General features: G+C 58.0%; 11 protein-coding genes. 6 read left to right on the forward strand and 5 right to left on the reverse strand.

The window, feature by feature from the left end:
* The first annotated feature begins 11 nt into the window (after positions 1-11).
* The 6 genes from NWP14_RS04930 to NWP14_RS04955 all read left to right on the forward strand — a co-directional run bounded on the left by NWP14_RS04930 (position 12) and on the right by NWP14_RS04955 (position 7,246).
* Positions 12-785, forward strand: a complete 774-nt coding sequence (locus NWP14_RS04930; RefSeq protein WP_375215099.1) for an MBL fold metallo-hydrolase — start codon at positions 12-14, stop codon at positions 783-785.
* A 187-nt stretch (positions 786-972) separates the two neighbouring features.
* Positions 973-3,096 (forward strand): TonB-dependent siderophore receptor, encoded by a 2,124-nt coding sequence (locus NWP14_RS04935; protein WP_095097755.1) that lies wholly within the window; start codon positions 973-975, stop codon positions 3,094-3,096.
* Between the two features lie 8 nt (positions 3,097-3,104).
* On the forward strand, positions 3,105-4,127 hold the full coding sequence (locus NWP14_RS04940; protein WP_375214890.1) for an ABC transporter substrate-binding protein: 1,023 nt from the start codon (positions 3,105-3,107) through the stop codon (positions 4,125-4,127).
* Between the two features lie 175 nt (positions 4,128-4,302).
* Positions 4,303-4,821 carry a ClbS/DfsB family four-helix bundle protein gene (locus tag NWP14_RS04945; RefSeq protein ID WP_375214891.1) on the forward strand — a complete coding sequence of 173 codons (519 nt, stop codon included), beginning with the start codon at positions 4,303-4,305 and terminating at the stop codon, positions 4,819-4,821.
* A gap of 380 nt (positions 4,822-5,201) precedes the next feature.
* Positions 5,202-6,611 (forward strand): MFS transporter, encoded by a 1,410-nt coding sequence (locus NWP14_RS04950; protein WP_375214892.1) that lies wholly within the window; start codon positions 5,202-5,204, stop codon positions 6,609-6,611.
* A gap of 209 nt (positions 6,612-6,820) precedes the next feature.
* Complete coding sequence (locus tag NWP14_RS04955; protein ID WP_375214893.1) at positions 6,821-7,246, forward strand: hypothetical protein; 426 nt, start codon at positions 6,821-6,823, stop codon at positions 7,244-7,246.
* A gap of 83 nt (positions 7,247-7,329) precedes the next feature.
* Here NWP14_RS04955 and NWP14_RS04960 read toward each other — a convergent pair whose 3' ends face one another.
* The 5 genes from NWP14_RS04960 to NWP14_RS04980 all read right to left on the reverse strand — a co-directional run bounded on the left by NWP14_RS04960 (position 7,330) and on the right by NWP14_RS04980 (position 13,549).
* Positions 7,330-8,211 (reverse strand): LysR family transcriptional regulator, encoded by an 882-nt coding sequence (locus NWP14_RS04960; protein ID WP_331835245.1) that lies wholly within the window; start codon positions 8,209-8,211, stop codon positions 7,330-7,332.
* 190 nt (positions 8,212-8,401) lie between these two features.
* Positions 8,402-10,702, reverse strand: coding sequence for an FdhF/YdeP family oxidoreductase (locus NWP14_RS04965; protein ID WP_375214894.1), 2,301 nt, complete (start codon positions 10,700-10,702; stop codon positions 8,402-8,404).
* A 226-nt stretch (positions 10,703-10,928) separates the two neighbouring features.
* Positions 10,929-11,846 carry a bestrophin family protein gene (locus NWP14_RS04970; protein WP_375214895.1) on the reverse strand — a complete coding sequence of 306 codons (918 nt, stop codon included), beginning with the start codon at positions 11,844-11,846 and terminating at the stop codon, positions 10,929-10,931.
* A gap of 263 nt (positions 11,847-12,109) precedes the next feature.
* Positions 12,110-12,985 carry an oxygenase MpaB family protein gene (locus tag NWP14_RS04975; protein WP_331835246.1) on the reverse strand — a complete coding sequence of 292 codons (876 nt, stop codon included), beginning with the start codon at positions 12,983-12,985 and terminating at the stop codon, positions 12,110-12,112.
* Positions 12,986-13,117: 132 nt separating this feature from the next.
* Positions 13,118-13,549: an OsmC family protein gene (locus tag NWP14_RS04980; protein WP_095097732.1), complete on the reverse strand. Its 432-nt coding sequence runs from the start codon at positions 13,547-13,549 to the stop codon at positions 13,118-13,120.
* Between the last annotated feature and the right edge of the window lie 28 nt (positions 13,550-13,577).

Consider the following 13,577-nt stretch of genomic DNA (forward strand, 5'->3'; position numbering starts at 1 on the left):
GCGACGGAAATATGTCCGTCAGCCTGGGGATACTCTCGGGTATTGACCCCGCAGAAGCCGACAAAATGCAACGCGCCGCCGGCATGGCTGACCCGGCGGCTCTGCATATCAATGCCTATCTGATCCGCGGCCGGGGACGCACGATCCTCGTTGATTCCGGCGCCGGCGGCCTGAATAACGCCGGAGGCGAGCTCCCCGCGCGCCTTCGTGAGCTGGGTATCGCTGCGGCCGACGTCGATACGCTACTACTGACGCACGGCCATCCCGATCATATCGGCGGGCTGCTCGACGCCGACGGCGAGGCCGTCTATAAAAATGCGCGGCTGTATCTGCACCCGCGGGAGATCGATTACTGGCAGGATGAGGCCCTGTTCATGCGGGCCAGCGAACGCGTCCGGCGCAATTTTACGCTGTTCCGCCGCACGCTGGCGGCCTATGGGCAGCGGGTGAACCTGCTGACGGACGATGAGGTGCTCGCCGGCATTCGTCCAATCTGGCTACCCGGCCATACGCCGGGTCATACCGGGTTTCGTATCGATGCCGGGGATAAGCCCCTGCTGATCTGGGGCGACATTGTGCATTTCCCGCACATTCAGTCAGCCCTGCCGGCCGTCGCTATCGCCTTTGACGCCGACCCCGCCGAGGCTGCAAGCACGCGGAAACGGATTCTGGCGCAGGCGGCAAGCGAGCAGTGGCTGATTGCCGGCATGCACCTCGCCGGCGCCGGTTTTGCCTACCTGAAGACCATCGACGGCGGTTACCGGATGGTGTATCAGCAGGCCTGAAGATTAGCGCGACATCCCGCCCGGCCGCTGGCCTCGTTTTTCTTAAGTAAAGAAACCATTCGTTATATATTGACATACATAGCGAATGGCTCTATCTTTTTGTCATACAAATAAAACCCGTACCCTTCAGACAGAAGCGAGATCTCTCCCGCCTCATTCCGTTTTTCATTCGTCTGAAATTAAATCAATGCGCTCATATAAACTCGTTCTATTAACCGGGATGATCCCCTGTTCTTCTCTGCTGCTGACTCTGCCCGTTGACGCCGCAGAAACCCTGGTCGTCACCGCTGAATCCCCCGCCGAAACGCTGGATAGCGCCACGCCTGCCGCCGAACAGCAGGCAACGCTCGGCAGCCTCGGCAAACGCAAGCTGATTGACGTCCCGTGGTCGGTACAGACCCTGTCGGATTCGCTGACCCGCCAGGTGCAGGCCGGCAGCGTGAAGGACGTCTATCGCTATCTGCCCTCGGTTCAGGGCGATGGCGTTCGTCCGCAGACCCGCGGCATGCAGGGCAGCGTGGTGCAGAACAGCACTATCGACGGGCTGAACGCGGTCTCGACAACCGAATACCCGGCCGAGCAGTTTCAGCGCATTGAAGTCCTTAGCGGCATGGCCGGCGCGCTGTATGGCCCGGCGAATCCGGCAGGCATGTTTAACCTCGTCTCCAAACGCGCCAGCGACGTGCCGCTGCGCCGGGTCACGGTGGGCGGAGGAACCGGCTCTGGCGCCAACGCCGCGCTGGATCTCAGCGGCCCGCTGGACTCCGGCGACCGGGTGAAGTATCGCCTGAACCTGATGAACCAGGACGGCAGCGGCTATACCCACGGCAGCCGTCAACGCAACCAGTATGCGGGTCTGGCGCTTGATTTTCAGCTCACCGACCAGACGGTACTGGAGAGCAACTTTAGCTACTACCACTTTTATCAAAAGGGATTGCCCGGCTCCTTCGCTTTAGCCAAAGGCACCCATTTCCCGTCGCCGCTCGATCCGACCAGGAGCAAGTACGGTCAGTATTACGCCGGCAATGACGACACCACGACCACCGGCAGCCTGCATCTCAAACACGACTTTGACGGCAACTGGCTGCTGGACGTTGGGGTCCTGCGCCAGATTGCGGATCGCGAATCCACCACCGTGACCAATACGCTAACCGATAATAAAGGCAGCTACGCCACCACCACCTCGAACTCCGCGGCAAGCCGCTTTACCATCAATAGCTATCTCGCCAACCTGACCGGGAGCGTTGAAACGGGCTGGCTGCAGCACGATCTGGCGATAGGCGCGCGCGGCTTCGTGTGGAAAAACTACAACCCTCGCGATGGCGGGACGCAAAAGCTCGGCAGCTCGACCCTCGACGACAGCCCTGACTATCCGCGCCCGGCCTATCCGGATTTCACCGATCGCTATCATTCCGCGACCACCACCCAGCACGTATTCCTGCTCAACGACACCCTGACCTTCAGCCCCCAGTGGAGCCTGCTGCTTTCCGGCAGCGAAAGCCTGTTTACCGTCGACAACTACGGTAAAAACAGCCGGCGCAGCAGCAGCCATGACGATCGCGGTACCAGCGGTTCCGCCAGCCTGATGTATAAGCCGGTCGATAACCTGACGCTCTATACCACCTGGGCCAACAGCATGCAGCAGGGCGACACCGCCCCGGCCGGCGCCAATAACGCAGGCGACGTTCTCAATCCCTACCGCAGCCATCAGCTTGAGGCCGGGGCGAAGTACGCCGTGCACAGCGATCTGCTGCTTACCGCCGCGCTGTTCCAGGCCGAGCGCCCGTTTGCCTATACCAACGACAGCGGTGATTTCGCCGAAGACGGAACGCAGAAAAACCGGGGGCTGGAGCTGATGGCCGATGGACGCATCACGCCCAATCTGCGCGTGTTCGGCGGCGGCAGCTGGCTCGATCCGCGTCTGCACAACACCTCCAGCGCCAGCGCTGACGACAAACAGGTGGTCGGTCTGCCTCGCTTCACCGCCAACATGCTGGTCATTTACAGCATCGCTGCGCTACCGGGACTGGATATGAATAGCAATATCCGTTACGTCGGCCGCCGGGCGACCGATAGCGCCAACGACGGCTGGGTCGGTAGCTATACCACCCTGGATGTCGGCAGCAACTATCGCACCCGACTGTTTGGTACCGACACCACCTTCAGGCTGGCAGTCACTAACGTGACCAACCGCCGCTACTGGAGCAATATCGTTCCGGGGGCCCTGACCGGCTACACCGGCGCCGGCTACGCCAGCGCTCAGCTCGGCGCGCCGCGTGAAGCGACGGCCTCGGTACAGTTTGATTTCTAAGGATCATAATGAAAAAAATAGCTGCCGCTTTACTCTGCGCCTGGCTCGCTTTGCCGGCTCTCGCCAGCCGCCAGCTGACGGACGATGCCGGGCATAGCGTCACCCTGCCGGATCGCGTTGATCGCATCGCCGAGGGATGGTTCGCCCACCACTCGCTGCTGATGACCCTCGGCGCGGGCGATAACATTGTGGCAACGGTTAATCGCCCGGACAGCCGCCCGTGGATGTTTCACCTCGATCCTCGCCTCAACCAGGCGCTTATCAGCCGCGGCCCGCACTTTACCAGCGAGGCGCTGCTGGCGCGCGGAGCCGAAGTGGTCTTTGTCGCCCAGGGTAACGGCGATGCCGAAGCGTACCGGCAGGCCGGTCTGCCGGTTATGGAGATGAGCTTTACCGATTACCCGTCGCTGGCGCGTTCCGTCACCACCACCGCCGAGGTTCTCGGGACGCCGCAGGCGCTGGCCAGAGCGCAGGCCTACAACCGGTATTTACAGCAGACTATCGCGCGTATCGGCCAGCGAACCGCCACGCTGACCGACGCCGAACGCCCGCGCGTGCTGCATATCCAGTCGCTGAAGCCGCTCAAGGTCGACGGCGGCCATACGCTGATCGATACCTGGATCCGGCTGGCCGGCGGCCAGAACGCTGCCGCCGGGATCGAGGGCAATATGCAGGAGATTTCTCCGGAGAAGGTGCTGGCCTGGCAGCCGGATATTATTATCCTCGGCGCGGGCTGCGGCGATTTAGCGCACTCCGCCTATCGTGACCTCTTCTCCACCCTGCAGGCGGTCAAAAACCAGCAGGTGCGGCAAAACCCGGCGGGGGTTTTCCCGTGGGATCGCTACGGGACCGAAAGCGCGCTGCAAATTCAGTGGGCGGCAAAGCAGATCCAGCCTCAGCGCTTCGCCGATATTGATATGCTCGCGGTCACCCGCGACTTTTATCAGCGCTTTTTCGATTACCCGCTGAGCGAATCTGAGGCCAGCAGAATACTGCAGGCGCTACCGCCGCAGCGAAAGGATGGAAAATAGGCCACAGAACCTGGAGAACGGCGCGGCATTCACAAATTTGCGGCCTCGCCATGCGCCTGGGCTCATTTTCAGCGCTACTATCCGCTTAATGAGCCGGGCGCGAGCGGCAGAAACTTATCTTAATGCGCGCTGATACCGCTCCGGATACCGAACCTTGAGTGAGAGGGAATTCTTTATGAGTGTGCCGCAAACAAAATCTGAATTACTTAGCGCTATTGATAAAAACTTCGATAAATTAATGGGCTATCTCCATGCAATACCGGCAGAACTTACTGCGGATAACGCAATGGATGGCCACGCCAAAGGCAGCCAGATGAGCGTTCGGGACCTGGTTTCGTATATGCTGGGATGGAATGCGCTGGTTGTAAAGTGGATCGTTTCTGACGCCAAAGGGCTGGCTGTCGATTTTCCGGAGGCTGGCTATAAATGGAATCAGCTTGGTCTTCTGGCGCAAAAGTTTTACGCAGACTACAGGGGATTAAGCTATAGCGCGCTAATCGCTGAGCTGCAGAGGGTAAAAAATGAAATAACGCAGCTGATTGATGAGCGCAGCGATGAAATTTTGTATGGCAAACCCTGGTACACAAAATGGACAATGGGACGAATGATCTCATTTAACACATCGTCCCCTTATGCTAACGCGTGCGCACGATTAAGAAAGTGGGCGAAAGAGAATAATATCAGCTTAAAGTAAACGTCTGCGTGAAATGAGCATGGATTAATCATCTTCATGCGCCGGTATTCCGGGTCTGCCAGACCCGTCGCCGGTTTTCTTAATGACAAGCGCCGGCGGCGGTTAAGCCGGAACGCCAGCGATAACGTCATAAATACGCTCCGTGACGCCCGTCCCCTCTCCAGTCATCCCTTCTGAAAGTCTGCGCTAGCGGCCTGTTAGTCATTTCATTCAAATCTGCCGCGCCCGGCCGCCAAAAACCAGCGTATTCCACAGACCCGGAGACGATTTACCAGATATCTGTCTGAAGAATTGATATAGAGCGGGCGATTAAAAATTTAAAACTATTAACAATCAATTAACATTAGCAGGCGAACATTTTTTCTGAGGGAAATAATAATATGTCTACCACCCACGTTCTGGGGGATGCGCCCTTTGCTTCCGCAGGACAGCCCCACTCCAGCTTAACCAGCCGTATCGATGCGCTGCCCGCCTCCTTCGGCCTGTGGTCATTTATCACCCTGCTGGCGCTCGGTGGTTTCTTCGAGCTGTACGATCTTTTTCAGACCGGATACATCAGCACCGGCCTGCTGGCAGAGAATATTTTTCATGTCGGCGAGCAGGGAGTTTTCGGCATATCGGATCAGGCCGCCTTCGCCTCGGCGACCTTTTTCGGCTTGTTTATCGGCGCCAGCCTTCTCGCGCCGCTGGCGGATAAGCTCGGCCGCCGCCTGACCTTTATGTTTGCGCTTGCCTGGTACGGCGTATTCTCGCTGCTGATGGCCTTTCAGAGCAGCGCGGAGGGGGTTATTTTCTTCCGCTTCCTCGTTGGCATTGGCCTCGGCATTGAGCTGGTCACCATCGACACCTACCTGAGCGAATGGGTTCCGACCCATCTGCGTAACAAAGCCTTCGCCTTTGCCTTCTTCATTCAGTTTCTCTCGGTGCCCGCCGTCGCCTTGATGTCATGGATGCTGGTGCCCATCACCCTGTTCGGCCTGAGCGGCTGGCGCTGGGTCATTATCTTCGGCGCGCTGTGCTCGCTGGTTATCTGGGTCATCCGCAAGAAGCTGCCGGAATCGGCCCGCTGGCTGGAGGTTAAAGGCCGCAACGACGATGCGCACGCGGTGATGTGTGAGATGGAGCAGCGCTGCGGTATTGCCCCCTCGCCGCAGCACCTTACGCAGCCCGGGACAACCAAAACGCAGACCGGCACCTTTAAAGAGATTTGGGCGCCGGAATATCGCCGACGCACCATCATGCTGATGGTAATGAACTTCTTCCAGGCTATCGGCTTCTTTGGCTTCGGAAACTGGCTGCCGGCGCTGCTGTCAGGCCAGGGCGCCAGCATTACCCATAGCCTGCTGTACGCCTTTTTCATTACCCTCGCCTATCCGATTGGCTGCCTGTTCTGCACCCGCTTTGTTCACCGCTTTGAGAACAAATGGCAAATCGTACTCTCCGCGCTGATGACGGTGGTGTTCGGCACCCTGTTCGCACTACAAAATAGTCCGGTGATGCTGGTTATCTGCGGGTTTATGATCACCTGGTCCAACGCCTGGCTCACCATCAGCTATCACGCCTATCAGGCCGAGGTTTTCCCGACCCATATTCGCGCCCGCGCGGTAGGCTTCTGCTACTCGTTCAGCCGCCTGTCGACGGCAATCACCAGCATCCTGATCGGCATCATTCTGCAATACGCCGGTGCGCCGGGAGTGATCGGCTTTATCGTGGTCAGCATGCTGATGGTGATGCTCTCGGTCGGTATTTTCGGGCCGAAAACTCGCGGCATCAGCCTGGAAAAAATCTAACCTCACGCCGCGTCGCCGGATCTCTCCCGGCGGCGACGGCAGAGCCTCTGTCCTGATTTATAAAATCCCTCCGTCACCAATATAATAAAAACCCCACATTCACTGACCTGATAAATATCAATGGCAAAACGGATAATCAGCGCTATTTATTGATCGCTATTTTTTCGCGTGCTATAGATGTCCAATGAATTATTTATGGCTCAAGCCCGATGCTTAAAAAAACAAACCTCATTGTACAATTACTGGTTACGCTATTAATAGCTTGCTCGGCTCAGGCAGTCAGCGCGAAGATTGAATTACCTGATGCTGTAAAAACCATCGCCAGTTCGCAGTATTTCTCCACCGGTTATAACGGCTTTATCGCGCATAAAAGCGCCGGGGAGCAGGCGCTAGTAATGGTTGTCTCATCTCCGGACGCTACGAAGAAGCTGCTTGATATCGCCCGTTTCCCGTCAACCACCCTGTCAGGCAGGCTGTATGCCGCCTGTGGTTTAAAACAGCAAGAATATAGCGACATGGATAGCATCTTCACGCCGTTCTTTCATTTTACCGTTTCGGTGCTGCGGGGCGATGTGCTGACGGAAGAGTCGTTCCAGGATCTTTATAGCAGAATAACCGCCTACGGCTGTCATTAATTACGCAACGGTTCCGCGATGATGTTAATTAACGCCCCAACCTCTTCGGAGCGCTAATTCATACATTATATTCTGCTAAAGAATTAGCCAAATATCGCCTGCGCATCGGCAAAGCATTTTTCCGCCAGCGACGACACCGGCTCTTTATTGCGCATAATCAGCGCCAGCATCGAATCCACCTCCGTTTCGGCAATCGGGATAATCTCCAGATTGTCGCTCAGCTCCTCCAGGCCATTATTGAGCGGCATAATGGCGCAGCAGATCCCCGCCTGTACCGCCTGGATTATCTGAAAGGTAGAGTCGCTTTCAAAAACGTATTTCGGCGTTAGCCCTTTCGCTTTAAAGCTCATCTCGATCGATTCGCGGTAGTACATCCCTTTGGTGAGGAAACCGAGCGGCAGAGAAGCCAGGTTTTCCCAATCGGGCGTCCCCTGCGCGAAGCGAAAATGCCGCTTATCGTGCAGCAGCCCCATCCGCGTCGCCGGCAGCCACTGCACGTTAAACAGCTGGCTATCGACGTGGTGCAGGTAGCAGATCCCCAGGTCGAGCTGATTACGGCTCACGCCATCGATAATCTGCTCCGAGGTCAGCGACAGCAGGCTAAACTGCAGCTCGGGATACTTCTCCGTCAGGGGCTTAATCAGCTGCATCGGATTGAGGCTGGCCAGCGGCACCATGCCGACCCGCAGCTGGCCCACCATTTGCCCGCGGCAAATGGCCGCCTCCGCTTCCAGCCCGTCGTGGGCGGCAAGCAGCGCCCGCGCCCACGCCAGAATGCGTTCGCCTTCGGGGGTAAACCCTTCGAAGCGCTGTCCCCGCTGGATCAGCACGAGGTTCAGCTCCTCTTCCAGGCTGCGAATGCGCATGGATAGCGTCGGCTGGGTGATATGACAGGCCGCCGCGGCCTGGCCAAAATGGCGGGTTCGATCGAGGGCGATCAGATACTTGAGCTGTTTAATATCCATTATTGATTCACTCTATTTGCGCCCGCGCCTGAAGGCGCGCTAACGCGATACAGAGCGCTATTGTAGCCCAAATATGTTAGCCAAATGTTATTTTAAGACCGGAAGATGTTCGCCGCGGTGTCGTCAACCCTGACGCCGCGCTGATGGGGCCTCGTCGCCAGCGGTCGCCGGCGACGAAGTGCGGGAGGTATTAGCGCATACCCGCAAGCGGCAGGATCTCTTTCGAGCGCAGCGTCAGGCGAATCGGCACCGATTTGTAGGACGGCGTGCCGCTCTCTTGATCAAGATAGTTTAGCGGAACCAGGACGTTAGCTTCCGGGTAATAGGCGCCCACGGTGCCCGGCGCAATGCTGTAGGCCACCACCGTAATGTTCTCAAGCCGCTGGTGGCTGTCCGGCAGCGCAGTACTGATATCAACCCGGTCGCCGTGCTCCAGCCCCATATTTTCCATGTCCTGCTCGTTCATAAACAGCACGTCTCGGCGGCCGAAGACTCCGCGATAGCGGTCATCGAGGGCATAAATCGTGGTGTTGTACTGATCGTGGCTGCGCAACGTCACCAGGCGCATAATGTCCTCTCCGTCCACCTGCACGTTTTCATGAACGCCGTCGAAAACCGAGAACATCGCTTTTCCCGTTGGCGTCGGCCAGATTCGCTCGGTCGGCGGCAGCGGCATGCGGAAACCGCCCGGATGACGAATGCGCTGATTGTAGTTTTCAAAGCCGGGAACGGTGCGTTCAATCAGCTCGCGGATGCGATCGTAGTTTGCCACCAGCGCCAGCCAGTCAACTTTGCTGTTCGTCAGCGTCGCCATCGCCATCCCGGCCACAATGGCCGGTTCGGAACGTAGCTGCGCCGAGGCCGGCTTCAGCTTGCCCGACGACGCGTGAACCATCGACATCGAATCCTCAACGGTAATCGACTGACGGCCGCTTTCCTGCAGGTCGAGCTCGGTGCGTCCGAGACAGGGCAGAATATAGGTCTCTTTGGCCATCAGCAGGTGCGAGCGGTTGAGCTTGGTGCCAACGTGTACGCTCAGCTCCAGCCTCTGCATCGCCGGGAAGGCCCGCTGATGATCGGGCATGGCGACGGCAAAATTGCCGCCCAGACAGAGCAGCACCTTCGATTTCCCCTCAATCATCGCCTCCAGCGCTTTCACCGCGTCGTGCCCATGCGCCTGCGGCGGAACAAAGCCGAACTCTCGCTGCAGGTTGGCGAGGAAGCTGGCGCTCGGCTTTTCGGTAATGCCGACGGTACGGTTGCCCTGCACGTTGGAGTGCCCGCGCAGCGGACAGATCCCGGCCCCCGGCTTGCCGATATTGCCGCGCATCAGCAGCAGGTCGGCGATCAGGCGGACGTTTGAGGTGCCCTTGTTATGCTGGGTGATCCCCATGCCGTAGGTGACGATGGTGGCGTTGGATTTGGCATAGGCCGCGGCAACGCGCTGCAGGTCGTCGCGGGTCAGGCCCGATTCGCGCTCGATGTCGTGCCAGCTGGTCAGGCGCAAATCCTGGGCAAAGGCCGGAAAGTTCTGCGTATGTTCGGCAATAAATGCGCTGTCGAGGACATTATCCAGATCGTCATCCATCTGCAGCAGCGCTTTGGCAATCCCCTTCAGCGCCGCGGCATCGCCGCCGGCCTTGACCTGGAAATAGGTCGAGGCAATGTTGGTTGAACTATAGGTCGCCATTTCGATCACGTTCTGCGGGTCGGCAAAACGCTCCAGCGCCCTCTCCTTTAGCGGATTGAGGACAATAATCGGCACGCCGCGCCGGGACAGTTCGTGCAGGGTTCCCATCATCCGCGGGTGGTTGGTTCCCGGGTTGTGGCCGATGGAAATGACCAGCTCGGTTTTGTCAAAATCATCCAGCGAAACCGTCCCTTTCCCAATGCCAATGGACTGCGGCAGCCCGACGCTGGTTGCCTCGTGGCACATATTGGAACAGTCCGGGAAGTTGTTGGTGCCCAGCTCGCGGGCATACAGCTGGAACAGCCAGGCGGCTTCGTTGGAGGCGCGTCCGGAGGTGTAAAATTCAACCTCATCCGGCTGCATGCGGCTGACAATCTCGCCGATCCGCGCGAAGGCGCGGTCCCAGGAGACCGGACGCAGCGTGTCGCTGGCGCGATCGTAGACCAGCGGTTCGGTTAAGCGACCGTAGCCCTCCAGCTCAAAATCGCTTTTCGCCAGCAGGGAGCTGACCGTATTGGCCGCCAGAAATTCGGCGGTGACGCGCTTGCTGGTCGCTTCCCAGGTCACCGCCTTGGCGCCATTCTCGCAAAACTGGAAGGTCGATTTGTGTTCTTTATCCGGCCATGCGCAGCCCGGGCAGTCAAAACCGTCCGGCTGATTGGTGCGCAGCAGCGTCGCGGGGGCATCAAGGGCATCCATCTGGGTGCGAACGGCAATGGCGGTGGCTTTCAATGCGCCCCAGCCGCCGGCCGGGCCGTCATAGGGATGAACCCCCGGCACTGCGCGTCTTTTCTTGTTCATGCTAACTCCTGAATGCACCGTCGATATGCAGGTAAATGCGTGCGTCAGATAGCCTTATCAGAGCGATCGGCACTATTTTTATGGCCGCTCGCCGACGTGGGCTGATACCCGACGCCGTCGAGGGTTTTGTTAACGAAAGAATAACAATCAGGACCGAAGCTGTATAATCAATGTTATCTATCACGCATTAGATTTAACTTATTTAACATTAGCAGCCTGCGGTGGATCAGGTCAGATTGTAGTACCGGTCGGGCTGAACTTTTTCCGGCAGCGGATGCTGGCCGGTCATGTCCAGCAGATTGCGCTCGATGGTATTGCACATCGCGTTGAGCGGCAGATCGTTGGCGGCGACGCCGAACGGGTCCTCCAGCTCTTCCGCCAGCGAATCCCATGACAAAAAGGTGTAGGAGATAAAGACCGAGACAAATGGCGTCATGTAGTGCAGATCGCCAACCAGCGCAAAAGGCAGCAGCGTGCAAAACAGATAGACGGTACGTTGTAAAATAAGGGTGTAGGCAAAAGGCACCGGCGTCGTCGCTAAACGTTCGCAGCCGCCCAGCACGTGCGCCAGCTCATCGAGCTTATTATCCATCAGGCCGTAGGTGATATCGCTGATCTTCCCCGCTTCGCGCAGATGGCCTAACTCATGCCCCACCAGCAGTAGAATCCGGTTAGTTGGCATCGAGCTGGCGATAATTTCCGTCACCACATCGCGCGGCAGCAGACGATAAAGATCGGCGCTGGGATCGGTTTTACGCAGCTGGTGCTTCAGGCTCCAGCTAAAGGCAATCAGGTAGCTGGCTATTTTTTTATGCGTTTCTGCGGCGGCGGGCAGAATATTTTTTAGCTGGCGCATAAGCGTGCGCTCGGCAATTAATACCGTTCCCCACAGGTTACGCGCCTCGACAAAGCGGTTGTAGCTGGCGCTGTTGCGAAAGCCGAGAAAAATCGCGATAGCGATCCCCAGCAGGCTAAACGGGGCGACGGTTAAATGGATCCCCAGCTGCTCGTACCACTGATAGCTAATAATCGCGATAATCGACATCAGCACATTGAGCAGCAGGCGAAAGACGATTTTTGACAGCACCGAGCCATGCCAGTCAAACAGACGGAGAAACCAGTGTTGTTCTGGTCGGATAATCATTGTATTACTTCCTGATGAACGCCATTGGGCATGGCTTAATATTATCTATTACGCCATTGGCTTATTTTATTGAGCACCAACACGACAATGCGTTAATTATTTACCACTAATAAGCGATGGATTAATGGCCCGCTAATTATGGTCCCTTTTTATTTGTCCGGCAATATGCGGAACCGCGCTCCCCGCAGTAATAAAGCGGCAGAGCTAATTACCGCTCTATTAACAGGGTTAATTATCAGCACGCCGTGGAGCGGGCCGGCGGGTTACAAAACGCCGCCGTTCATCCGGCGCATCGCGCAGTGCCAGGCGCCGTTACGCACCGAGGCGCGCAGCACGCGGGCAATGCCGTGCACCGCCAGCCGCGTGGACTGCCGCTGCAGGCGGCTCATCCTGAGGGAGAGCATCTCCTGCGCCCAGGGCGGCAGAAGATCGACCCCCGCGCGCATCATCAGCCGGCCAACGGGCTGGCTCAGCTTCCCTGGCAGGCGGGTGGCAAACAGCACGCGGGCGACCTCCTGAGTGCGTTCGTCGCAGCGCAGGCGCGGACGCATATCCTGCAAATACTCCGCCACCTGCCGCGGCGTGACGGGAATATCCCGCGCGCCGAGGCGGCGGGCAATCTCTCCGGCCTCCGCGAAATACTGCTCCTGGCGCGCTTCGCTCACCACGGTTCGCCGGTAGCGCAAATGCGAGGCCATAAAGCTGCTGCACTCGGCAACGTGTACCCAGGTTAGCAGCGCCGGATCGCTGGCTTCGTACGGCGTGCCGTCCCGATCCCGCCCGCTCACCCGCAGATGAATAGCCTTTATCTTCGCGATCAGCCGCTCGGCATCCGCGGTGGTGCCAAAGGTGGTCGCAGAAATGAACTGGCTGGTGCGCCGCAGGCGGCCAAATATGTCTTCGCGGAAGTTAGAGTGATCCCAGACGCCGGCCAGCGCCAGCGGGTGGAGCATCTGCAGAAGCAGCGCGCTGATACCGCCGCAGAGCATAGAGGTAAAATCGCCGTGCACCGGCCAGATAGCCGAGCGTGGGCCAAACAGCCCCGGTTCGCCGGGCGGGTGTTCAAAATCAATCTCTTTCAGCGCCATGCCGGTTAAACCCAATACCTGCGCTTCAATCATGCCGCGTATGCTGGTCATTACTGTGCCTGTTCCTTTGCGTAACAGACAAAACATACCATTATTTAACGCCGGACTCATTTGCCGGCAGCGGCTTTCAGGCAAAATACGTTGTGCCCGCAGGTCGCGGGCACGCTGTGGCGGGAAGAGCGTTTACGGATTGAGCTGATATTCCAGGCTCACTTCGGCATTGAGCACCTGCGAAACCGGGCAGCCCGCTTTCGCTTTGTGAATGATGCTTTCGAACGCCGCATCGGCAATACCCGGCAGGACGATCTGACTCTGGAGCGCCACTTTGGTAATGGCGAAGCCGCCGGCGGATTTATCGAGGGTCACGACGGCGACCGTATCAATCGAGGTTGGCGTATACCCTTCTTCACCCAGCATCAGCGATAGCGCCATTGAGAAGCAGGCCGCGTGGGCCGCGCCGATAAGCTCTTCCGGGTTAGTGCCCTTGACGCCTTCAAAGCGGGTGTTGAAGCCATAAGGTTGCTGGTTCAGCGCCCCGCTCTCCGTTGAGACGGTTCCTTTACCGCTTTTCAGATCCCCTTCCCAATGCGCTTGACCTTTCTTATGAATTGCCATGGATTCGCTCCTTTTTTGACGTTAAAGG

Source organism: Klebsiella sp. C349492 (genome assembly GCF_042055345.1).
GTDB classification, from domain to species: Bacteria; Pseudomonadota; Gammaproteobacteria; order Enterobacterales; family Enterobacteriaceae; genus Klebsiella; species Klebsiella scottii.